Source organism: Sulfuricystis thermophila (assembly GCF_004323595.1).
GTDB classification, from domain to species: Bacteria; Pseudomonadota; Gammaproteobacteria; order Burkholderiales; family Rhodocyclaceae; genus Sulfuricystis; species Sulfuricystis thermophila.
Genome location: NZ_AP019373.1, coordinates 144540 through 163485, shown reverse-complemented (window position 1 = coordinate 163485; position 18946 = coordinate 144540). Strand labels below are relative to the sequence as shown.

At 63.6% G+C, this 18946-nt stretch carries 20 protein-coding genes; 4 read left to right on the top strand and 16 right to left on the bottom strand.

Features of this window, described 5'->3' with window-relative positions:
• Nucleotides 1-4: 4 nt before the first annotated feature.
• The 3 genes from M52SOB_RS00925 to M52SOB_RS00915 all read right to left on the bottom strand — a co-directional run bounded on the left by M52SOB_RS00925 (nucleotide 5) and on the right by M52SOB_RS00915 (nucleotide 3762).
• Nucleotides 5-1909 carry a PhoX family protein gene (locus M52SOB_RS00925; protein WP_131109995.1) on the bottom strand — a complete coding sequence of 635 codons (1905 nt, stop codon included), beginning with the start codon at nucleotides 1907-1909 and terminating at the stop codon, nucleotides 5-7.
• Nucleotides 1910-2158: 249 nt separating this feature from the next.
• A complete protein-coding gene (locus M52SOB_RS00920; RefSeq protein WP_284155257.1) occupies nucleotides 2159-2986 on the bottom strand; it encodes a lysophospholipid acyltransferase family protein in 828 nt (275 codons plus the stop codon).
• A 5-nt stretch (nucleotides 2987-2991) separates the two neighbouring features.
• Nucleotides 2992-3762: a GNAT family N-acetyltransferase gene (locus M52SOB_RS00915; RefSeq protein WP_131109993.1), complete on the bottom strand. Its 771-nt coding sequence runs from the start codon at nucleotides 3760-3762 to the stop codon at nucleotides 2992-2994.
• Nucleotides 3763-3909: 147 nt separating this feature from the next.
• Between M52SOB_RS00915 and M52SOB_RS00910 the strand changes: the two genes are divergently transcribed.
• The 3 genes from M52SOB_RS00910 to M52SOB_RS00900 all read left to right on the top strand — a co-directional run bounded on the left by M52SOB_RS00910 (nucleotide 3910) and on the right by M52SOB_RS00900 (nucleotide 7181).
• On the top strand, nucleotides 3910-5094 hold the full coding sequence (locus tag M52SOB_RS00910; protein WP_131109991.1) for a glycosyltransferase: 1185 nt from the start codon (nucleotides 3910-3912) through the stop codon (nucleotides 5092-5094).
• 132 nt (nucleotides 5095-5226) lie between these two features.
• Nucleotides 5227-5994, top strand: a complete 768-nt coding sequence (locus M52SOB_RS00905; RefSeq protein WP_131109989.1) for a UDP-2,3-diacylglucosamine diphosphatase — start codon at nucleotides 5227-5229, stop codon at nucleotides 5992-5994.
• Nucleotides 5946-7181 carry a glycosyltransferase family 4 protein gene (locus M52SOB_RS00900; RefSeq protein WP_131109987.1) on the top strand — a complete coding sequence of 412 codons (1236 nt, stop codon included), beginning with the start codon at nucleotides 5946-5948 and terminating at the stop codon, nucleotides 7179-7181. The genes M52SOB_RS00905 and M52SOB_RS00900 overlap by 49 nt, the downstream gene beginning before the upstream one ends.
• Here M52SOB_RS00900 and lipA read toward each other — a convergent pair.
• From lipA to M52SOB_RS00835, 13 genes are all read right to left on the bottom strand, one after another.
• Entirely contained in the window at nucleotides 7178-8110 is a 933-nt protein-coding gene (gene lipA / locus M52SOB_RS00895) for a lipoyl synthase (protein ID WP_131109985.1), read from the bottom strand. The two genes, M52SOB_RS00900 and lipA, sit on opposite strands and share 4 nt — an antisense overlap.
• 215 nt (nucleotides 8111-8325) lie before the next feature.
• The gene (locus M52SOB_RS00890; protein WP_131109983.1) at nucleotides 8326-8655 is read right to left on the bottom strand and encodes a CcdB family protein; all 330 of its coding nucleotides are present in this window, start codon (nucleotides 8653-8655) and stop codon (nucleotides 8326-8328) included.
• Entirely contained in the window at nucleotides 8652-8903 is a 252-nt protein-coding gene (locus M52SOB_RS00885; RefSeq protein WP_131109982.1) for a type II toxin-antitoxin system CcdA family antitoxin, read from the bottom strand. The genes M52SOB_RS00890 and M52SOB_RS00885 overlap by 4 nt, the downstream gene beginning before the upstream one ends.
• A gap of 69 nt (nucleotides 8904-8972) precedes the next feature.
• Nucleotides 8973-9518: a lipoyl(octanoyl) transferase LipB gene (gene lipB, locus M52SOB_RS00880; protein WP_284155256.1), complete on the bottom strand. Its 546-nt coding sequence runs from the start codon at nucleotides 9516-9518 to the stop codon at nucleotides 8973-8975.
• A gap of 44 nt (nucleotides 9519-9562) precedes the next feature.
• Entirely contained in the window at nucleotides 9563-9829 is a 267-nt protein-coding gene (locus M52SOB_RS00875) for a YbeD family protein (RefSeq protein ID WP_131109978.1), read from the bottom strand.
• Nucleotides 9822-10682, bottom strand: coding sequence for a D-amino acid aminotransferase (locus M52SOB_RS00870; protein WP_131109977.1), 861 nt, complete (start codon nucleotides 10680-10682; stop codon nucleotides 9822-9824). The genes M52SOB_RS00875 and M52SOB_RS00870 overlap by 8 nt, the downstream gene beginning before the upstream one ends.
• Nucleotides 10679-11812, bottom strand: a complete 1134-nt coding sequence (locus M52SOB_RS00865; protein WP_131109975.1) for a D-alanyl-D-alanine carboxypeptidase family protein — start codon at nucleotides 11810-11812, stop codon at nucleotides 10679-10681. The genes M52SOB_RS00870 and M52SOB_RS00865 overlap by 4 nt, the downstream gene beginning before the upstream one ends.
• Nucleotides 11813-11863: 51 nt before the next feature.
• Nucleotides 11864-12802: a septal ring lytic transglycosylase RlpA family protein gene (locus tag M52SOB_RS00860; RefSeq protein WP_131109973.1), complete on the bottom strand. Its 939-nt coding sequence runs from the start codon at nucleotides 12800-12802 to the stop codon at nucleotides 11864-11866.
• Entirely contained in the window at nucleotides 12799-13893 is a 1095-nt protein-coding gene (gene rodA / locus M52SOB_RS00855) for a rod shape-determining protein RodA (protein WP_131109971.1), read from the bottom strand. Before rodA ends, M52SOB_RS00860 begins: the two co-directional genes overlap by 4 nt.
• Complete coding sequence (mrdA, locus tag M52SOB_RS00850; RefSeq protein WP_131109969.1) at nucleotides 13890-15782, bottom strand: penicillin-binding protein 2; 1893 nt, start codon at nucleotides 15780-15782, stop codon at nucleotides 13890-13892. Before mrdA ends, rodA begins: the two co-directional genes overlap by 4 nt.
• Nucleotides 15782-16306 (bottom strand): rod shape-determining protein MreD, encoded by a 525-nt coding sequence (gene mreD / locus M52SOB_RS00845; protein WP_284155136.1) that lies wholly within the window; start codon nucleotides 16304-16306, stop codon nucleotides 15782-15784. The genes mrdA and mreD overlap by 1 nt, the downstream gene beginning before the upstream one ends.
• Nucleotides 16303-17220, bottom strand: coding sequence for a rod shape-determining protein MreC (mreC, locus tag M52SOB_RS00840; protein WP_131109967.1), 918 nt, complete (start codon nucleotides 17218-17220; stop codon nucleotides 16303-16305). The genes mreD and mreC overlap by 4 nt, the downstream gene beginning before the upstream one ends.
• Nucleotides 17221-17296: 76 nt before the next feature.
• Nucleotides 17297-18340: a rod shape-determining protein gene (locus M52SOB_RS00835; RefSeq protein ID WP_126443733.1), complete on the bottom strand. Its 1044-nt coding sequence runs from the start codon at nucleotides 18338-18340 to the stop codon at nucleotides 17297-17299.
• A 311-nt stretch (nucleotides 18341-18651) separates the two neighbouring features.
• Here M52SOB_RS00835 and gatC point away from each other — a divergent pair, with 311 nt between their 5' ends.
• Nucleotides 18652-18939 carry an Asp-tRNA(Asn)/Glu-tRNA(Gln) amidotransferase subunit GatC gene (gene gatC / locus M52SOB_RS00830; protein WP_131109965.1) on the top strand — a complete coding sequence of 96 codons (288 nt, stop codon included), beginning with the start codon at nucleotides 18652-18654 and terminating at the stop codon, nucleotides 18937-18939.
• Nucleotides 18940-18946: the final 7 nt, after the last annotated feature.

The following is an 18946-nucleotide window of genomic DNA, read 5'->3' as shown; positions in this document are numbered from 1 at the left end:
ACACTCAAAAACCCGGTAGCCCGCCGATATAGCCGACACGCGATTCGAGATGCCACAACGGCACGCCGTGGCGATTGCGTCCCCATTTATCGCCGGCACGTTGCATCAAACGATCCTTGAGCGCCTGGCTCATGCCCTTCGCCCAGTCACTCCCCTGGTGCTGGTCGTTGGAGAGGATGTAGGCATGGCCGTTGAGATTCTCGACGACTTTGAGTCCCGTGGCCTCGGCACCGGCAGGCACGCTCAAGATGCGCGAGAGCTTCTTGGTATCGACGTTGTAAGCCCAGACGAAGTTGTTGACGTGTGTGCCCGAGTCCTCACCGATGAACAGCGTACGCATCTTCTCGACATAGAACAGGTTGTCCGGGTTGGCGATGGCTTCCGGATCGGCAGTGTTGCCGAGCGCATCGGCGGCGATCGGGCGACCCAAGAGTGCCGGCTCGACATAGGCGCGCACCGGCACGTATGCGGAGTCGATAAGATTACCCTCGGTATCTTTCTGGCCACCGGCGAGATCGAGGGTATAGGTTGCGCCGGCCTGGTTTTCTTTGAGGCGGATGTGATCGACCGGGCCGCCGTCGTTGGCCTTCATCGGCCCCTGGATGTAGCTCATCGCATAGTAGAGCTTCTTGCCGGCGTGATCGATCGCCACACCTTCGCCTTTGGTGAATTCGGTGGTCGCGCCGAGATAAGCCGCGTAACGGCGTGTTTCGAGGAAGGCCGCGGCCTTTTCCATGCCGGGCTTCAGCTTCAGCCAGATCGTCTCGGCGGAACCGGCGCGGGTGGGCACGAAGTCCGGTTTTTCACTCAGCGACAGTTCGAAAATGTCGTTGATCGTGATGCCGGCATCGATCAGCGCCTTGATCTCGTCATGAGTCGCGCTGCCGAGTTTCACCCATTGCAGGTCGGCCGTGCCACCATCGCTGCCGTCCGGCGAGGTTTGCAGCCATTTCGCGGCATATAGCGTGCCGCCGGCGGCCGGGTCATTCGCCTTGTGGCCGACGAACATGAAGAGTCCCGCATAGTTGCCATCATCACCATAAAACGCGGTGCGGCCATCGTTGGCGAATTGCGCCATCTCCCAGGTGCCGCGGCCCATTTCGTAATGCTTGACGACCTGGTAAGTGCCGTCCTTGTTCACCTCGACTTCGACGTGATAGCCGTAGTGGTAGGGATTGGCTTGTTTCTCGCCGCGGAAATAGACCTCGCTCATCGGCTTGAGGCCCGCCTGGGTTTTCTTGAACTCCTTTTCGCCCGGCACGAAGTAGAGGTCGTAGTCTTCCTCGCCGGCCAGATGCGTATTCCACGGCGTCAGCGATGCATTGCAGAAGATCCAGCCGCCCTGCACGGCGGAGAAGTCGATCGGCTGCTGGCGCTTGAGCTTCAAGCGACCGCTTTTCTTGTCCTGGACGATTTCGGACAGGCTCATCGTCATCGGCATGCGCGCATACCAGGATTTCGACTTTCTCGCCTCTTCGCCGGTGGCGAGCACATCGTCGTACTCCCAGTGGGTGACGAGGAACAGTTTGCCACCCAGCGTGATCAGGGTGTTGGCATCGGCCGTTTCGGCAAGCGCCGGATCGCCTTGCGGCTCCATGACCGGGTTCATGTGGGCATCGAAAATCTGCCCGGCCGGATACGTCTTGCCATTGACGCGCGCGACGGGATCGGTGTTCTTGAACAGCGTGACGTAGGAAAGCGGATAGTCGCGCGTCTTGCCGTTCGAAAAGGTCACCTTGGCCAGCGAGCGGGTGTAGGTGGCGATCATTTCATCGTCCGTCTGCGGGGCGGGGGTAGGGGTGAATTCGACACTGACGGGTTTGGGGGGTGCGGCAACGACGCTCAGGGGCGTGACCGCGGCAAAGGCGCCTGCCAAGGCGGCGACGATCGTTCGGGTGGCGAAACTCATGGTTGGTTCTCTCCAAGTTGGGCTGTTGGCGTGTTCATGACGTATGCAGATCCGTTGCCGAGGATGCCGGCTCCGTTTCAGTACTGTGTAGCGTCATACGTCTTGGCGTCACGGGGAAGGACAGATTCGGATCGGGCAAAGGCCCGTGATAGGCGCCGAGCTCCTGTTCGCAGGCAGTGCATAACAGGGAATCGAACAGGCGCTCGCGGCGTGAAAGCGGCGCAGAACAACGGCAGCAATGTTCTCCATTCATTGCGGACATTGCGGACTATGGGACGGGTTGCACTTCGAGCTCGGGCACTTCGCCCACCGCTGCGGCCTCCTCTGGCAGAACCGGCAGGAAGCGACGACCTTCGAGATGCATGAGAATTCTTGTGCGACATTGTCGCGCCAATTCACTGCGAACACCGTCGTGCGGTTCGAGTGCGTGCAGCACACGCAACTCCGCCACCAAACCGTTTGCCCGCGCGATCGCGCACAGACATTGCCACAGCGTGACGTCGCCGACGTAGGCGGCTGCCCGGCTCGGGTTGCCGCGCTGATCGGCATAGCGCAGCGCAAGGGGTACGACTTGGGTTTGTGCCTCGATCGCCGCCTGGAACAGCGCGGCATGAAACGGAGCACGTGCTCGCCAGCCGTCGTCGTGCCTTCGGGAAACACGGCGACGTGAATGCCACGCTTCAGGCGTACGACCATGGCCTCGATCGTGCGACGCGCCGAGGTGCGCGAGCCACGCTCGAGAAAGAGTGTTTCGGTGCGTGCGCACAGCCAGCCGATCAGCGGCCAGTCTTTCACCTCCGCCTTTGCCACGAAGGCAGCCGGCGTGATGGCATTGATGACGAAGATGTCGAGCCAGGAGATGTGGTTGCAGACGATTAGCCCAGGCGGTGGTGCCGTGTCGCCAGCGCCGAGTTTGACGCCGAGCATTTCCAACAGCTGACGCGACCAACGCCGTTTCAACGCGCGCCGCCAGCGATCATCGAGCCACGGATAAACCACGGCGACCGTCGCCGCACCCCAGCCGAGATGGAGCCCGACGCGAGTGATGCGAAATGCCGTGCGTAGCTCGCGGAGCATGGCTTTCACACCCGCCGCTCGACGAAGTGGCGGGCATAACGCGCATTGACACGACTCATCGGCAGCAACAGCAACAAATCGGCAGTGTTGAAATCCGGGTCCCAGGCCGGCTCGCCGCAAACCCAGGCACCGGCACGCAGATAGCCTTTGATCAACGGCGGCACTTCCGGGTGCGGCGAAGCCCAGATGCGATCGAGCGGCAAGGGGTGGCGGGGAAAGACGCGATACTCGGGCGGCGCTTCGTGCGCGGCGAGCGCATGGTAGATGCCCACCGCGTTATGGCCGCCGTCTTGCATGCCGATGCTGGCACAGCCGATCAGATATTCGTAACCATTGTCCATCATGTAGCGCGCCAGGCCCGACCACAGCAAGGCGATCGTCGCGCCGGTGCGGTATTCCGGATCGATGCAGGAGCGGCCGACTTCGACGATGCGCGGTCGCAGATGCGCCAGGCGCGTCAGATCGAATTCGTTTTCCGAGTAGTAGCTGCCGACACGGCGTGCCGCCAGTGGCGAGAGGATGCGATAGGTGCCGACGATGCGTCCGTTGGCTTCGTCGCGCACGATCAGATGCTCGCACCAGGCATCATAGAAGTCCTGGTCCACGCCCGGCGTGCGCGTCGGCAGCGTGGCGCCGAGTTCCTCGGCGAAGACACGCCAGCGCAGTTTTTGCGCGGCGAGGATTTCGGATGGGGTGGTTGCCAAGCCGACGTGCAGTTTGGCGCGCGCAGGCCGTTCCAGGTCTGCGTGTTCGATCTTTTCGTTCCGGGTCTCCATTTGCCGGTCTCCTTGTCAGTGTTTTGGGCAACGGCACTGTAGGAAAACGGCGTTACGGAAATTTGACTCGGCAGTGACGCAGTGATGACGCGAGCCGCGCCGGCGAGATGAAATATCGTCGTCACATCTGCACGCGAAGATGTATCGATGCGTGTGCTGATGGTCTCCGACGTGTTTTTTCCCCGCATCAATGGCGTGTCGACGTCGATCGAGTCTTTCCGGCAGGCGCTCGCGGCGGAAGGCATCACGATCAGTCTCATCGCACCGGCGTACCCCAACCCCCACCCTGATGACGAACACATTTATCGCGTGCCGGCGCATCGGGTGCCGTTCGATCCGGAAGACCGGCTGATGCACCCCTGGCGCCTGCGCCAGACGCTGAACCGGGCACCCGCGGTCGACCTGGTGCACGTCCAGACGCCCTTCGCTGCCCACTACGCCGGGCTGTCTCATGCGCGCAGACATGGCCTGCCCTGCATCGCCACCTATCACACCCATTTCGAGGAATACCTCCACAACTACCTGCCGGCATTGCCGCAAGGTGCGCTGCGCGCCTTCGCGCGCCGCCTCGCGCGTGGCCAGTGCAATGCGCTCGATGCCGTGGTCGTCCCGTCCCAGGCGATGCATGAGACGCTGCGCGGCTATGGTGTGACCGCACCGCTTCATCGCGTGCCGACCGGTATCCCCGTCGAGCATTTCCGCACCGGGTGCCGTACTGGCAACGCCGACTTTCGCACCCGCTTCGCCATACCTGCCTCAGCGCCGGTGGCCTTGTTCGTCGGGCGCACGGCTCATGAAAAGAACATCGGCTTTCTGCTCGATGCCATGCCGCATGCGCTCAAATGGCTGCCGGAGCTGATCCTGGTCATTGCCGGCGAAGGTCCCGCCTTGCCGGCCTTGCAGCGTCATGCGGCGGCCTTGGGCATCGCACAGAACGTGCGCTTCGTCGGCTATCTCGACCGACGCAGCGAATTGCCGGCCTGCTACGCAGCGGCAGACGTCTTCGTGTTCGCCTCGCGCACCGAGACGCAGGGTCTGGTGTTGCTCGAAGCCATGGCGGCCGGACTGCCGGTACTGGCGTTTTCCGCGCTGGGCACGCGCGAGATCGTCGAGCCGCGCCGCGGCGCGCTGCCGGCGCCGCAGGAGGCGCCTGCCTTCGGCGAGACGCTGGCCGCGTTGATCGACGATCCGCAACGTCTCGAAGCGATGGGGCGCGCGGCACGCACCTTCGCCAACGAATGGACCACCACGGCCTGCGCCCGTCGACTGGCCGAGGTTTATCGCACGGTGCTGGAAAGCCGCAGAGTCACAGACCAAGGAAACACTGAATAAGTCTGCTGCGCTCCGTGCGCCTTGCCCTCCGGCCGCTCACGTCGATTTCTTCAGCGTTTCCCCAAATCATTGTCACCATTCCGTCATGAATTTTTCATCTTCGCGTCGCATCCACCCGGCAAGCTGCCGGACATGCGAGTGCGCAGTATCTTCCTCTCGGACATCCACCTCGGCACGCGCGGCTGCCAGGCCGACAGTCTGCTCGCTTTTTTGCGTCACTACGAGGCCGAGCATCTGTTCCTGCTCGGCGACATCGTCGATTTCTGGGCGATGAAGCGCGGCATCCATTGGACCGCTGCGCAGAACACCGTGGTGCAAAAGGTGCTGCGCCGTGCCCGGCACGGCGAGAAGGTGATGCTGATTCCCGGTAATCACGATGAAGCCTTGCGCGAATATGTCGGCGCGCGTTTCGGCGACATCCAGCTGGTGGCGGAACACGTGCATGAAACCGCCGACGGCCGGCGGTTGCTGCTCCTGCACGGCGACGAGTTCGACCAGGTCACGCGCCATCATCGCTGGCTCGCCCTGCTCGGCGACATCGGCTACAACGCGCTGGTGCGCATGAACGCCTGGCTTTCCTGGTTGCGTCGCAGCCTGCGCATCTCGGGCTACTGGTCGCTGGCGGGTTATGCCAAACGGCGCGTCAAGCGGGCGGTCTCCTTCATCTGTGATTACGAGGATGCCGTCATTCGCACGGTGCGCGAGCGCGGTCTCGACGGCATCGTCTGCGGCCACATCCACAGTGCCGCGCTGCGCGAGAAGGACGGCGTGGTGTATGTCAATTGCGGCGATTGGGTCGATAGCTGCACCGCGATCGTCGAGCATTTGAATGGCGCACTCGAACTGATCGAATGGCGCCACGCCGGCACGCAGGTGGTGCCGTTACGGGCGGTGGCGTGACGGTATCGATTCCCCTCAAGCTCGCGCTGGTCACCGAAACCTACCCACCCGAAGTCAATGGCGTGGCGATGACGCTTGGGCGTCTGGCCGAGGGCCTGCGCAGCCGCGGCCATGCCGTGAGCATCGTGCGGCCACACCAAAGAAATGAGCTGAGTGGAACTTTGCTGGATGGCGGGCTGCTGGTGCCGGGACTGCCGATCCCGCTCTATCCCAAGCTGCGTTTCGGCCTGCCGGCGATGCGGCGCCTCATCTCGCTGTGGCGCACGGCCATGCCGGACATCGTGCATGTCGCCACCGAAGGGCCGCTCGGCCATTCGGCGCTCTCGGCGGCGCGACGGCTCGGCATCCCGACGATTTCCAGCTTCCACACCAACTTCCACAGTTACAGCCGGCATTACGGCATCGGCTGGCTCAAGCCCGGCATCGAATCTTACTTACGCTGGTTCCACAATCGCACGGCCGCGACCCTGGTGCCGACGGCCAGTCTCGCCATGGCGCTCGGCCAGGCGGGATTTTGCAACGTGCGGGTGCTCTCGCGCGGGGTGGATACCGCGTTGTTTTCGCCGGCACGCCGCTCACCGCTGCTGCGCCTGGAATGGGGAGCACGTCCGGATGCGCCGGTATGTCTGGTCGTCAGCCGCCTCGCCCCGGAAAAGAATCTGGCGCTGGCATTCAAGGCCTTCGCGGCGATCCGTCACGAATGGCCGGACGCCCGCATGGTCTGCGTCGGCGATGGCCCGGCCGCACTCGCGTTGGCGCGCCGCTACCCGGATGTCCTGTTCCGCGGCATGCGCACCGGCGAAGACCTTGCCACACATTACGCCAGCGCCGACCTGTTTCTCTTTCCCAGCCTGACCGAGACCTTTGGCAACGTCGTCAGCGAGGCACTGGCGAGCGGCCTGCCGGTGGTCGCCTTCGACCATGCCGCTGCCGGCGAGTTGATCGCAGAGGGCCGCAACGGCTGGCGTGTGGCACCCGGCGATTCAGCCGCATTCATCAGCGTCAGCCGCGAAGCGGTGCGGCGGCTTTCACGCGGCGGTATCGACCGCGCCGCCTGTGCCGTCAGCGTGCGCCACCTGAGCTGGGACAGCATCGCCGAGCGTTACGAAACGATGCTCATCGATGCGGTCGAGCGCCGTTACGACGATGCGGATGCCGTCTTGCCAGCGCCGACTTTCGAGATCTAGGCCACGCCAGCGTCGTGCGCCTGCAGATCGGCGTGATAGCTCGAGCGCACCAGCGGCGCACAGGCAGCATGGGTGAAGCCCATCTTCTTCGCCTCGTCCGCATACCTCTTGAAGACGTCCGGATGCACATAACGCACGACCGGCAGATGATGATTCGATGGCGCGAGATATTGGCCGATGGTCAGCATCTCGACGTCGTGGGCGCGTAAGTCGCGCATCACCGCGAGGATCTCCTCGTCGGTCTCGCCCAGGCCCACCATCAGCCCGGACTTGGTCGGAATGTGCGGCTGGCGATGCTTGAATGCCTGCAAGAGCTTCAACGAGTGCGCATAGTCGGCGCCGGGACGGGCCTGCTTGTAAAGCCGTGGCACGGTTTCGAGATTGTGATTCATCACGTCGGGCGGCTCCTGCGCCAGGATGTCGAGCGCGATCTCCAGTCGGCCACGAAAATCCGGCACGAGGATCTCGATCTTCGTCGTCGGTGTGGCCGCACGGATCGCATGGATGCAGGCGGCGAAATGCCCCGCGCCGCCATCGCGCAGATCGTCACGGTCGACGCTGGTGATGACGACGTATTTCAGCTTCATCGCCGCGACGGTAGTGGCGAGCTTGGCCGACTCCTCGGGGTCGGGCGGCAACGGCACGCCATGGCCGACGTCGCAGAACGGGCAGCGGCGTGTGCACAGATCGCCCAGGATCATGAAGGTGGCCGTGCCATGGCCGAAGCATTCGCCGATGTTCGGGCAGGTGGCCTCCTCACAGACCGTGTGCAGGCCGTGGCTGCGCAGGATCGACTTCACCTCGCCGAAGCGCGTGGCGGAATTGCCGGCCTTGACGCGGATCCAGTCGGGCTTTTTCAACGGCTCGGCGACCGGCACGATCTTGATCGGGATACGCGCGGTCTTGGCGGCGCCTTTTTGTTTGGTCATGTTTTCAACCCAGATTGTCCATTGGAACACGAGCGGATTTCGATGGCGAGGGCGAGCAGGTTTGCGCCCCCGCGACGAGCCAATAACGGTGTCTATTGGCAAGGAGCGGGGGTGCTACGATGCCGCCCGCAGCCCGAAAGCCGCCGTGTAGGGCAATGAAATGATCGTTTCGCATGCTCATGGTAAGTCAGCCCGGTCTAATGGACAATCTGGGTTCAATTCCAGGCCCGGCTAAACAGTTCATCCAGCGCCGCGATGATCGCATCCCCCTGGGTTGCGAGTGAGGCGACTCGTTCGCCGAGGGCTTCGACGGGAATCGAGACGATTTCGAGTGGGTTCAATATCGCCTCGCGTCCCTCGATGCAGAACGCCGGATTGATCGGCGAGACCGGCAGGGAAACGACTCTCGCCAACTCGTCGGCTGCCACCAGCGGCACGACGACACGGCGACGCGATGCGTCATAAAAAGAGGACTGCACGATCACGACATAGGGGATCGCTATCCGTCGCTGGCCGGTATTGCGATGGACATCGAATTGACTCACAGCGTCGCGTATTCGTCGGCGAAGGAGCCGTGCTCTGACTCGAAGCGGTTCCAGGCTTCGGCGACCATCATCGCTTGCTGTCGGCGGGACAGATTGGCCGCTTCCCGTCGCGCCACAAAATCGGATAGCAATCCATCGACGGTTGCGGAAAGGTCGTCGGTCAGCCGTTGCGCGCGATCGACGATCTCTTCACTCAGCAGCAGATTGATCGGACGTTTGGCAGTGGTTCTTTGCACAGCGGTTTTCATGATCGGCCTCCAGAGCACATATTATGCGCAGCGTCGCCAAAACGGAAGTCGGCTCTTGCCAAACGGTTCTCACAGCACATTACCGAGCTTTTCGATCAGCCGTTCTCCCGTTTGCTCGAGGGTGATGGCGGATTTGAAGGCGGAAAGCTGCGTCACCGCCATCCCGGCGTAGCCGCAAGGGTTGATCGCCGCAAAAGGGGCAAGATCCATCGCGACGTTGATCGCCAGGCCATGGTAGCAGCAGCCGTTTTTGATCTTCAACCCCAGCGCGGCGATCTTCGCGCCGTCGACATAGACGCCCGGTGCGCCGGAGAGCCGTTCTGCCGCGATGCCGTAGTCGGCGAGGAGATCGATCACTGCCTGCTCCATGCGATGGACGAGCGTCTTCACGGTGAGGCCGCGGCGCTTCAAGTCGAGCAGCAGATAAGCCACGAGCTGGCCGGGACCGTGGTAGGTGATCTGCCCGCCGCGGTCGATCTTCACCACGGGAATGCCGATGTCCTCGAGCAGGTGCTCGGGTCTGCCGGCCAGGCCGAGGGTAAACACCGGCGGATGCTCGCACAGCCAGAGCTCGTCGGGGGTTGCCGAGTCACGCTGGGCAGTGAAGGCCTGCATCGCGTGCCAGGTCGGCTCATACTCGACGAGGCCGAGCCGGCGCACTACAAGACGATTTTCACCCACGGGTGGGAGGTCAGTTCGCGGTAGAGCGCATCGAGCTGCGGCCTGGAAGTCGCACGGATGACGCAGGTGACGGAAAGATAATGGCCGGCCCGCGAGGGGCGCATCTCGACCGTGGCGGCATCGAAATCGGGGGCGTGTTTCGACACGATCTCGACGATGGCCTGTGCGAAACCCTCGCGCGTTGCGCCCATCACTTTGATCGGGAAGTCGCAGGGAAACTCGAACAGCGTTTCCTGTTTAGTCATGGCCGCACATCACCGTCCGCTTGAAATCCTGATACCAGCGATACATCTGCCGGAACACCGGCCCGGGCTTGCCCGCACCGATCGGTCGGCCGTCGAGCGTGACGATCGGCAGCACCTCCTTGGTCGAAGAGGTCAACCACAGCTCGTCGGCCTGGCGCACTTCCTCTGCCAAGATGTCGCGCACCTCGGTCGGCAAACCCTGCGTCGCGGCGAGTTCCAGCACCACGTCGTAAGTGATGCCGGAAAGCATCAGATGGTTCTTCTGCGGCGCCAAGAGCACGCCGTTTTTGACGACGAAGATATTGGATGCCGCGCCTTCGCTGAGGATGCCGTCACGGAACATCACCGTCTCGGCGCAGCCGGCATCACAGGCCATCTGGCGCAACAGGCAGTTGGCCAGCAGTGATGTCGCCTTGACATGGCAGCGCAGCCAGCGGAAATCGGCCGCGGAAATCGCCGTCACGCCGCGCTCGACCAGCTCGGCGGAAGGGGGGACGAGCGGTTCGACGAGGCCGAACACCGTCGGAGCGACGATCGGGGGGAAAGCGTGGTTTCTCACCGCCATCGGCCCGCGCGTGACCTGCAGATAGACCGACTGATCACTCCACTCGGCCTCATTCACGAGTCTGTCGACGACGGCACGCCAGGCATCCGGCGCGAGCGGATTGGCAAGCCGGATCGCATCGAGGCTTTTCTGCAGCCGCGCGAGATGCTCGTCGAGCCGGAACGGCCGGCGCGAATAGACCGGAATCACCTCATAGACACCGTCACCGAACAGAAAGCCGCGATCCATCGGCGAGACTTTCGCCTCGGCAAGCGGTAGGAAACGGCCATCGAGATAGCAGAGGGTCATTTCTGGAAATAGAGCTTGAGACCGTCCCAGGCACGGCCAAGGAAGCCGGCCAGCGGCACGTCGGCGAGCGCGATCAGGGGGTGTTCACCCCAGGACTGGCCATCGACGGTGAGCTTCAGCGTGGCGACCACATCGCCCTGCTTGACCGGTGCGAGCAAGGGTTGACGGCTCACCACCTCGACCTTGATGCGTTCGGGGTTGCTCGCCACGCCTTTGGGGAGGGAGAGCACGAAGTCCTGGGCGAAGCCGGCGCCGACGGTGTTCTGCTGGCCCTTGAACACTTTGAGCTGAGTCAGCGCCTGGCCCTTGTCGTAGAGTTTGACCGCATCGAAGGCGCGTGCGCCGTAGTGCAGCAGCGCCAGCGTTTCCTGTACCCGCGCATTGTCGGAAGCCGTGCCGACGACGACGGTGGTCAATCGCCGCACGCCATCGAAACGCGAGGCGACCAGGCAATAGCCCGCCGAATCGGTATGCCCGGTCTTGACGCCGTCGATCGCCGGGTCGAGCCACAGCAGCCGGTTGCGGTTGGGCTGCTTGATCTTGTTCCAGGTGAATTCCTTGACCGCATAACGCTTGTATTCCTCGGGGAAATCGCGGATCAGCGCCGTGGTCAGCTTGGCGAGATCGACCACCGTCGTCATGTGCGCCGAGTCCGGCAGGCCGGTGGCGTTGACGAAATGGGTGTTGGTCAGACCGAGCCGCTTCGCTTCGGCATTCATCAGGTTGGCGAAGGCTTCCTCGCTGCCGGCGACCGCCTCGGCGAGCGCGATCGAGGCATCGTTGCCCGATTGCACCACCATGCCGGAGAGCAGCGCATCGACGGTGACCTGCTGGTCCGGCGCGATGAACATGCGCGAACCGGGCGCCTTCCAGGCTTTTTCCGACACCGGCACGATCTGGTCGAGCTTGAGCTTGCCATCGCGCAGCGCACCATAGACGACGTAGGAAGTCATGATCTTGGTCAGCGAGGCCGGCTCGACCTTCATTTCGGGATTCGAGGCAGCGAGGATCTGGCCGGTGGTCTGGTCCATCAGCAGCCAGGCACGCGCGGCCAGCGGCGGCGGCGGTTCGCTGGTCTGGGCGAAAGCATTCAGGGAAAGCAGGGAAAGCAGCAGGAGAAGAAAACGCATGGAGATTCACCGTTGAGATTTCGGAAAAGTATACCTTGCCGCGTGTGACGGCTATTTCACGAGCATACTGGGCAGATCGAAGGCGAGCTTCAGCCGTTCGGCGACCCGGCGCGCCTCGGCCACATCCGGCCATGGGCCGAGCTGCAGCCGATGCAGACTGCCCGCGCTTCTGACCACCAGCTTGTCGCCGAGTTCGCCGAGATCGCGATATAGCTTGGCCTTCAGCGCCTCGGCGTTGTCGCGGCTGGCGAAAGCGCCGAGCTGCAGGTAGTGGCCGCCTTTTTCAACCACGTCGTTCAGCACTGCCGGCGGCTCGGGCGTCGGGCCGACTGCGGCGGCTTGCGCCGACGGCAGGGAAGGCGCCGTCTGGGCGATCGTCGTGACTGCTTCTCCGGGCTGCACGCTCTCGACGACGACCAGCCCGCTGCCGTTGTCGGTGAGGCCGAGCTTCCAGGCTGCGGCATAGGACAGATCGATCAGCCGCTCATGCAGAAAAGGGCCGCGGTCGTTGATGCGCACCACCACCGACTTGCCGGTGTCGACGCGCGTGACGCGTGCATAAGATGGGATCGGCAGCGTCGGATGCGCGGCGGTCATCGCGAACATGTCATAGGGTTCGCCGCTCGAAGTCTTCTGGCCGTGGTAACGCCGGCCATACCAGCTCGCCACGCCCTGTTGCCGGTAACCGGTGGCATCGGTGAGCGGCACGTAGTCGCGGCCGAACACCGCATAGGGCCGGTTGGCGAAGCGGTGCAGCGGCTCAGGCTTGGGCACGGCATCGGGGATCGCCGCCAGATCGATCGAGTGATCGAGCGGTCCGTCGTCGAGATAGAAGCCGCCCCCCTTTTTCGTGACCAGCGGTTTTTTCTCACTCAAAGTCGGCGCTGGCGGGACGGCACCCACGGCGGGGGTTTGCACGGCAGGCTTGGGCGGCTGGGCGCCGCAGGCAGCGAGCAGCAGCGACAGGGAAAGGGGGAGGATCCGCTTCATTTCTGCACCAGCATACGATTCTTGTGGATCGACATCAGGATGCCGATGCCGAGGCAAAGGGTGACGAGCGCCGTGCCGCCGTAACTGACGAGGGGCAGCGGCACGCCGACCACCGGCAGGATGCCGGAGACCATGCCCATGTTGACGAAGGCATAGGTGAAGAAGATCAGCGTCACCGCGCCGGCCAAGAGGCGTGTGAACAGCGTCGGCGCCTGCAGGGCGATCTGCAAGCCACGGCCGATCAACAACAGGTAGAGGATCAACAGCACGGCATTGCCGACCAGACCGAATTCTTCGGACCACACGGCGAAGATGAAATCGGTATGCCGCTCGGGGATGAACTCGAGCTGCGCCTGCGTGCCCTGCCCCCAGCCCTTGCCGAAGAGGCCGCCGGAGCCGATCGCGATCGTCGACTGGATGATGTGGAAGCCCTTGCCGAGCGGGTCTTTCTCCGGATCGAGCAACATCAGGATGCGCTGCCGTTGATAGTCGTGGAGCAGGTTCCAGGCGAAGGGCGCAGCGGCGGCCGCCAGCCCGAGCAAACCGAAGATCACCTTCCACGACAGGCCGGCGAGGAAGATCACGAAAAAGCCGGCGGCGAACACCAACACCGCGGTACCCAGATCGGGCTGACGGGCGATCAGCGCCACCGGCACGAGGAGTAACAGCGTGGCGACGAACCAATCGCGCCAGACGAGCAGGCCCTCGCGTTTCTGGAAATACCAGGCGAGCATCAGCGGCATCGCGATCTTCATCAGCTCCGAGGGCTGGATGCGCATGAAGCCCAGGTTGAGCCAGCGGCGCGCACCTTTCGAAACGTCGCCGAACAGCGCCACGGCGATCAGCAACAAGAGGCCGAGCAGATACACCGGCACCGCGATGTGCATCAACCGTTGTGGCGGCAGCTGGGCGACGGCGCGCATCACCAGCAGCGCGACGCCGAGATTGATGAAATGCGCGCCCAGCCGCTCCGGCGAGGCGCTGGCCAGCGCGACGGTGGCGAGGATCAGCAGCAGCGCCGTGAAGCCCAGCAGCGGCCAGTCGATCGGCGCAACGACCATTCGCCAGATTTTGTGCAGCCACTCACTCATTCGGGATCGGCCTCCACGGCGGCCTCGTCGGTCGGCGCCATGCCCTTGGGCAGCTTGCCAAGCAGATAGTAGTCGAACACCTGGCGCGCGATCGGCGCGGCGGCCTGGGCACCGAAGCCGCCATTCTCGACCAGCACCGCCAGCGCGATCTTCGGCTGATCGGCCGGCGCGAAGGCAATGAACAGCGCATGGTCGCGCAGATGAGCCTTCATGGTCTCCGTCTTGTGCTCGGCGCCCTTGTAGGAAAACACCTGCGCCGTGCCGGTCTTGCCGGCGGAGACATATTCGGCCCCGGCGAAGGCGCGCGCGCCGGTGCCTTCTTTATTGACGCCGATCATCGCGCGCTTGATCACGTCGATGTGTTCCTGCTTCCAGGGCAGTTTCTTGATCGGTTGCGGCTCGATGAAACGCTTCTCGCCGCTCTTCGTGTCGGTGATGTATTTGACGAGGTGCGGGCGGAACATCACGCCGTCGTTGGCCAGCGTCGCCACCGCCTGGGCGAGCTGGATCGGCGTATAGGCGTTGTAGCCCTGACCGATGCCGATCGAGATCGTCTCGCCGGCATACCACTTTTGCTGCTCCGGCCGCTTGAAGCGCTTCTTCTTCCACGCCGGCGAGGGCAACACGCCTTCCGATTCGCCCTCGATATCGATACCGGTCTTGCTGCCCAGGCCCAGCTCGCCCATGAAGGCGGCGATCGCGTCGATGCCCATGTCATTGGCGAGCATGTAGTAGTAGGTGTCGCAGGAGACGACGATGGATTTGTACATATCGACGAGGCCATGCCCGCCCTTCTTGTCGTCACGGAAGAAGTGGCCGCCAAAATTGAAGCCGCCCGGATCGACGATCGCCTGTTCGGGCCGGCGCTTGCCGTAATGAAGTGCGGCGAGCGCCATGAACGGCTTGAAGGTCGAGCCCGGCGGATAGGCGCCGTTCAAGGCCCGGTTGATCATCGGCTTGTCCGCCGCTTCGTTGAGCGCCTGCCAGTCAACTGCGGCGATGCCATCGACGAACAGGTTGGGATCGTAATTGGGCACCGAGACCAGCGCGAGGATGCCGCCGGTAGACGGTTCGATCGCGACCAGCGCGCCGCGCCGATCGCCAAAGGCCTGCTCGGCGATTTCCTGCAGTTTGGCATCCAGCGTCAGCGTCAGATTGTTGCCCGGCACCGGCGCGACCCGTGCCAGCGAGCGCACCGCCCGGCCGCCGGCATCGACCTCGACCTGTTCGAAGCCGCTCGTGCCATGCAGCTCGAACTCATAATGCTGTTCGAGACCGGATTTGCCAAAGTAGTCGGTGCCGCGATAGTTGGCCTCCTGCTCGTTGTCCTCGATCCGCGCCAGATCGCGCTCGGTGATGCGGCCGATGTAACCGAGCACGTGGGAGGCGAAGGCGCCCTTCGGATACTGACGGAACAGCCGCGCCTTGATGTCGACGCCGGGAAAGCGATAGCGGCGGGCGATGAACTTCGCCACCTCCTCGTCGGTCAGGCGCGTGCGGATCGGCAGCGACTCGAAGCGCTTGCTCTCTTCCATCAGTTTCCTGAAGCGCTTGCGGTCCTTCGCTTCGATGGTGATAAATTCCGCCAGAGCGTCGATCGTCGCCTCGAGATCGGGCACCTGCGAAGGGGTGATTTCCAGCGTGTAGGCCGAATAGTTGCGCGCCAGCACCTCGCCGTTGCGATCGACGATCAGGCCGCGGTTGGGCACGATCGGCACCAGCGAGATGCGGTTGTCCTCGGCACGCGTGCGGTAATAATCGTGCTGGATCACCTGCAGCCAGAAAAAGCGCCCGAACAGGATCGCGAAGCAGACGAGCACCAGTGCCCCCGCGCTTGCCACGCGGCGGTTGAACTGTTCCAGCCCTTCCTGCGCGTCCTTGATCTGCATCAGATGGGTCGGGTCTCATCGCGCTCGACCGGCTGATACTGCGGCAGCAGGAGGAGGTAGCTCGCCGGATACCAGAGCAGCGTGGCGGTGAAGCTCGACAGGAAGTAACTGAGGCCGGGAAACTCGGCACCGGTGGCGAGACGGATCAGGAGCATCACGAGCTGCGTGCCGAGCAGCATCGGCAGCACGTGCAGCGCCTGCTGGGCGAGCGGGAACCAGAGCACGCGGCGCGACCAGCCGGCGGCGAAGAAGGCGAGCAGCACATAGGCGAAGGCATGTTGGCCCATCACGGCCGCATGGGCGACATCCATTGCCAGCCCGAAGCAGAAAGCGGCTGCCATGCCGACCTTCAACGGCTGATGGATGCACCAGAAGGCCAGCACCAGCGCCACCCAGTCGGGCACGCCGGGCAGGCGGCCGAGCGGGATCAGGTTCAGCAAGGCCGCCACCAGCAATGACAGATAGATGAACCAGGTGCGCGCCGGCAACAGGATGCGCCGTGAGGAATGGGTGGGCTGGATCATTTTTTCTGGCCTCGCGGCTTGCGACCCTTGCCGGTCTTGGGAAGTTCCTCGCTCCGCTCTTCGGGCGGTGGCGGTGCGACACGTTTGCCGAGCACCAGCACCTGTCCCTGGCGTTCGACACCGGCCACGGGTGTGCATTCGATGCGCGCGAAGGCGAACGAGTTGTCGCGATCGATCCTCGTCACACGCGCCACCGGCAGGCCAGGCAGATAAACGCCATCCAATCCCGAGGTGACCAGCACGTCGTCCGGCTCGACGTCGGCATTGGCCGGCAGGAACTTCAATTCCAGCAAGCCATTGCCCGCACCGGCGAGCACCGCGCGCAGACCATTGCGCTGCACCTGCACCGGAATGGCCTGGTTCTTGTCGGTCAGCAGGGTCACCTCGCTGGTCAAGGGATAAACGCGCGTCACCTGGCCGATCACGCCGACCTCGTCGATCACTGGCTGGCCGGCCTCGATGCCATGCGTCATGCCGCGGTCGATGACGATGCGGCGGGAAAACGGGTCGCGAGCCGCATAGAGGATTTCGGCGGCCAGGGCGGGAGCGTCCAGTCGCTCGCGCATCTCGAGCAAGGCGCGCAGGCGACGGTTTTCCTGATCGAGATGCGTCTGGCGCAGGAGCTGATTGGCCTGGGCCAGTGCCCGGGTGCGCAGTTCCTCGTTTTCCTTTTTCAGGCGCGCCAGATCGGCAAAATAGCTGCCGGCCTCGCCGGCACCCTCGACCGGCAGCATCACCGCCTTCTGCAACGGCCAGAGCAGCGCGGCGACCGCGGCGCGTGCCGGTTCCAGTATCTTGAAGCGCAGATCGGCCACCATCGCCGCCACGGATAGCGCGAGGAAAAAGGTCAGCCGCACCAGTGGCGCCGGCCCGCGCTTGAAAAATGGTGGAGGCGAATGACCTGCGACGGACATCAAGACTGCATTTCTCCCCCCGATGGTTCAGCGTGGCATGGGCACCATGCCACCGCACACCTTACCGGAGCGAAACTTATTCGTTGGCAAAAATACTGCCGAGTTTGTCCATCTTCTCGAGCGCGATGCCAGAGCCGCGCACGACGCAGGTCAGCGGGTCTTCGGCAACGACCACCGGCAGGCCGGTTTCTTCCATCAGCAGGCGGTCGAGGTCTCGCAGCAGCGCGCCGCCGCCGGTGAGCACCATGCCACGCTCGGCGATGTCGGCACCGAGTTCCGGTGGCGTCTGCTCGAGCGCGATCTTCACCGCACCGACGATCTGGTTCAACGGATCGGACAGCGCTTCGAGGATCTCGTTCGAGGAAATCGTGAAGCTCCTCGGAATGCCCTCGGCGAGGTTGCGGCCCTTGACTTCCATTTCCTTGACTTCGGAGCCCGGGAAGGCCGAACCGATGGTCTTCTTGATGAGTTCCGCCGTCGTCTCGCCGATCAGCATGCCGTAGTTGCGGCGGATGTAGTTGATGATCGCGTCATCGAACTTGTCGCCGCCGACGCGCACCGAACCGGCATAGACCATGCCGCCCAGGCTGATCACGCCGACTTCCGTCGTGCCGCCGCCGATATCGACCACCATCGAGCCGGTGGCGTCCGAAACCGGCAGGCCGGCGCCGATCGCCGCGGCCATCGGCTCCTCGATCAGATAGACCTGGGAGGCGCCGGCGCCCAGGGCGGACTCGCGGATCGCGCGGCGCTCGACCTGGGTCGAGCCACAGGGCACGCAGATGATGATGCGCGGGCTGGGGCTGAGCAGGCGCGAGTCGTGCACCTTCTTGATGAACTGCTTGAGCATCTGCTCGGTGACGGTGAAGTCGGCGATCACGCCATCCTTCATCGGCCGGATCGCGGTGATGTTGCCGGGCGTCTTGCCGAGCATCTGCTTCGCGGCGGCGCCCACCGCCTGGATGGTCTTCTTGGCGTTCGGACCGCCTTCGGTGCGGATCGCGACGACCGAAGGCTCGTCGAGCACGATCCCCTTGCCGCGCACGTAGATCAGCGTGTTGGCGGTGCCCAGGTCGATCGCCAGATCGTTGGAAAAATAGGAGCGAAGGAAAGAGAACATGGGTGTCCTGAGATTCGGTAGCGCAGTGCCGCAAAGCCAACCAGCACTGTCGGGAAAAGGGTCTCTATGATAACCTAACGCGCATGCTGGCAATGGCACCCGCAGAGGATGAAATACCCATGCGCAAAAATAAACACCCGCCCCCCTTCGCCCCCCTCTCGGGGGGTTCCCATTTGCGCGGCGTTGCCGCGAGTGTTGGCTGCCGTCAAGGAAACGAAGGGTGGCGCACTTTTTACTGTGTATTTTCACGTTAACGCGCTTGGCAAATTGCTGTCTCTGCCGCCCGACAATCCAAATCCCGCTTTGAAACCATGTCCTTGAGCCCGGACGACGTCAGTCGCATCGCGCATCTGGCGCGCATCGAAATCTCAGCCGCGGAATCGGCGCAAACCCGCGAACAGCTGAACGCGATCCTCGCCTTCGTCGAACAGTTGCAGGCCGTCGACACCGCCGGCATCGTACCGATGGCCCACGCCGTCGATGTCGTGCAGCGGCTGCGCGAAGACCGCGTGACCGAACCCGACCGCCGCGACGACTTCATGGCGATCGCGCCCGAATCCGAGGCCGGCCTGTATCTGGTGCCGAAGGTGATCGAATGAAACAGAT

What these genes read in the sequence shown, in the direction of transcription:
- M52SOB_RS00925 (WP_131109995.1), bottom strand. Translation starts at nt 1,909, where the DNA reads ATGAGTTTCGCCACCCGAACGATCGTCGCCGCCTTGGCAGGCGCCTTT.
- M52SOB_RS00920 (WP_284155257.1), bottom strand. Translation starts at nt 2,986, where the DNA reads ATGCTCCGCGAGCTACGCACGGCATTTCGCATCACTCGCGTCGGGCTC.
- M52SOB_RS00915 (WP_131109993.1), bottom strand. Translation starts at nt 3,762, where the DNA reads ATGGAGACCCGGAACGAAAAGATCGAACACGCAGACCTGGAACGGCCT.
- M52SOB_RS00910 (WP_131109991.1), top strand. Translation starts at nt 3,910, where the DNA reads ATGCGTGTGCTGATGGTCTCCGACGTGTTTTTTCCCCGCATCAATGGC.
- M52SOB_RS00905 (WP_131109989.1), top strand. Translation starts at nt 5,227, where the DNA reads ATGCGAGTGCGCAGTATCTTCCTCTCGGACATCCACCTCGGCACGCGC.
- M52SOB_RS00900 (WP_131109987.1), top strand. Translation starts at nt 5,946, where the DNA reads ATGGCGCCACGCCGGCACGCAGGTGGTGCCGTTACGGGCGGTGGCGTG.
- lipA (WP_131109985.1), bottom strand. Translation starts at nt 8,110, where the DNA reads ATGACCAAACAAAAAGGCGCCGCCAAGACCGCGCGTATCCCGATCAAG.
- M52SOB_RS00885 (WP_131109982.1), bottom strand. Translation starts at nt 8,903, where the DNA reads ATGAAAACCGCTGTGCAAAGAACCACTGCCAAACGTCCGATCAATCTG.
- lipB (WP_284155256.1), bottom strand. Translation starts at nt 9,518, where the DNA reads ATGCAGGCCTTCACTGCCCAGCGTGACTCGGCAACCCCCGACGAGCTC.
- M52SOB_RS00875 (WP_131109978.1), bottom strand. Translation starts at nt 9,829, where the DNA reads ATGACTAAACAGGAAACGCTGTTCGAGTTTCCCTGCGACTTCCCGATC.
- M52SOB_RS00870 (WP_131109977.1), bottom strand. Translation starts at nt 10,682, where the DNA reads ATGACCCTCTGCTATCTCGATGGCCGTTTCCTACCGCTTGCCGAGGCG.
- M52SOB_RS00865 (WP_131109975.1), bottom strand. Translation starts at nt 11,812, where the DNA reads ATGCGTTTTCTTCTCCTGCTGCTTTCCCTGCTTTCCCTGAATGCTTTC.
- M52SOB_RS00860 (WP_131109973.1), bottom strand. Translation starts at nt 12,802, where the DNA reads ATGAAGCGGATCCTCCCCCTTTCCCTGTCGCTGCTGCTCGCTGCCTGC.
- rodA (WP_131109971.1), bottom strand. Translation starts at nt 13,893, where the DNA reads ATGAGTGAGTGGCTGCACAAAATCTGGCGAATGGTCGTTGCGCCGATC.
- mrdA (WP_131109969.1), bottom strand. Translation starts at nt 15,782, where the DNA reads ATGCAGATCAAGGACGCGCAGGAAGGGCTGGAACAGTTCAACCGCCGC.
- mreD (WP_284155136.1), bottom strand. Translation starts at nt 16,306, where the DNA reads ATGATCCAGCCCACCCATTCCTCACGGCGCATCCTGTTGCCGGCGCGC.
- mreC (WP_131109967.1), bottom strand. Translation starts at nt 17,220, where the DNA reads ATGTCCGTCGCAGGTCATTCGCCTCCACCATTTTTCAAGCGCGGGCCG.
- M52SOB_RS00835 (WP_126443733.1), bottom strand. Translation starts at nt 18,340, where the DNA reads ATGTTCTCTTTCCTTCGCTCCTATTTTTCCAACGATCTGGCGATCGAC.
- gatC (WP_131109965.1), top strand. Translation starts at nt 18,652, where the DNA reads ATGTCCTTGAGCCCGGACGACGTCAGTCGCATCGCGCATCTGGCGCGC.